This is a genomic window from Streptococcus sp. 1343 (assembly GCF_013277355.1).
Classification (GTDB): Bacteria; Bacillota; Bacilli; order Lactobacillales; family Streptococcaceae; genus Streptococcus; species Streptococcus pseudopneumoniae.
The window spans coordinates 1-1,713 of record NZ_VMMT01000006.1 but is presented as its reverse complement, the minus strand read 5'-3'; the positions used below and the strand labels follow the sequence as shown (position 1 = coordinate 1,713).

Sequence of the window (1,713 nt, the reverse complement as noted above, 5' to 3'; positions counted from 1 at the left end):
ATACCTACGGCAAGGTGAAGCTGACGTGGTTTGAAGAGATTTTCGAAGAGTATCAATCGAGTAGGGGATAATCTCTAGCCCCTCTCACACCACCGTACGTGCCGTTCGGCATACGGCGGTTCAACTAACTTTTAACACATGTCGTTCAAGGTAATAATCCAAACACGAAACCAGTCCTCGTTTTTCAAGGACTGGTTTTGATATAGCACGTTTAAGTACCGACTTCTGAGCTACTAATTGATAATGGTCACCCCAGCCAGATACCTTATCTGCTATCCATTTAGGAACTCCTAACTTAAGCAATCCCCATAGTCGTCTCGATTTCTTCTTCCATTGCTTCCAGATAATCACTCGTAGGCGAGTACGCAAGCGCTCATCTATGCTGGTGACAATACTTTTCATATTTCCCAATGAGAAATAGTTTATCCATCCTCGAATAGACAAATTCAGTTGCTCAATACGTCTTGTTAAGTCTATACTCCATTTCCTCTGTGTTAGTTTCTTCAATTTAAGCTTAAATCTCCGAACACTATCTTGATGGGGACGACTTTTCCAACCATCTGATGATTTCCAGAACCCAAAACCTAAGTATTTCAGCTCTCTTGGTCTGGTAATCTTAGTCTTGGTCATATTTACTTTCAAACCTAGCCGTTTCTCAATAAAACGACTGACTGAATACATCACACGCTTAGCGGCTGCCTCGCTTCCGACCGTCATCACACAATCATCTGCGTAGCGCACAAATCGAAGTCCCCTCTTTTCTAATTCCTTGTCCAATTCATTAAGCATGATATTGGATAAGAGAGGAGATACATTTCCTCCCTGTGGTGTGCCAACTAGCGTTTTATGACGTTGACCATTAATGATAACACCTGAATGAAGATACTTACGAATCAAGGATTCCCTATCTCCGTCTTCGATAATGTTATGTACTAAGGACATCAATCTATCTTGAGGAACCCTATCGAAAAATTTCTCTAGGTCTATATCCACTATCCACTCATAGCCGTCATTTAAGTACTCTAAGAACTTCCTGATGGCTTTTTCACATGACCTATTTGGTCTGAAGCCATAACTCGTATCTGAGAAATGAGATTCACAAATGGGGCTCATGACTTGGACAATGGCTTGTTGGATTATCCTATCCATCACTGTCGGAATTCCTAGTTGACGGATGCCTCCGTTTGGTTTAGGAATCTCAACTCTAAGAACTGGTTGAGGCTTATATTTTCTCTGTTTTATCAGTTCCTTAGTCAAGCGCCAGTTTTGTCTGAGATAATTATCCATCTCTTCTATAGTCATTCCATCAATCCCAGCTGAGCCTTTATTGGATTTTACTTGATTGTAGGCTTCCAGCATATTTTCGCGTGATACTATCTTATCTAGCAATTTTGACATGTGCCTATTCCTTTCTTGTTTTGGTGCCTGAGGGATATCTTATATTGGTGAACCTTCATCTAGTCAATACGTGACAGAGTCCAGTTCTATCAGACCTCTCGTTTTACAGACACAAGTAAAGTAGGATTACTTCGATCTGTCGTTTTCTCTTTCTAGCGACAGACCTCAAACAGTCTCTCCCCAGACTGTTTGAGTATTCACCCCTTCGCTCCACTTCCATTACAGAAGTTTCCTCACTACTATGGGTTCGGCTGACTTCTCATGATTCCTTGTTACTACGCTTTCATACTCAATTGTTTTCAAAAAGCAACCTTG

At 41.2% G+C, this 1,713-nt stretch carries 1 protein-coding gene; it reads right to left on the bottom strand.

Annotated elements, in window-relative coordinates:
• Positions 1 to 120 precede the first annotated feature (120 nt).
• On the bottom strand, positions 121 to 1,398 hold the full coding sequence (gene ltrA, locus HT709_RS00790; protein ID WP_172925141.1) for a group II intron reverse transcriptase/maturase: 1,278 nt from the start codon (positions 1,396 to 1,398) through the stop codon (positions 121 to 123).
• Positions 1,399 to 1,713 lie beyond the last annotated feature (315 nt).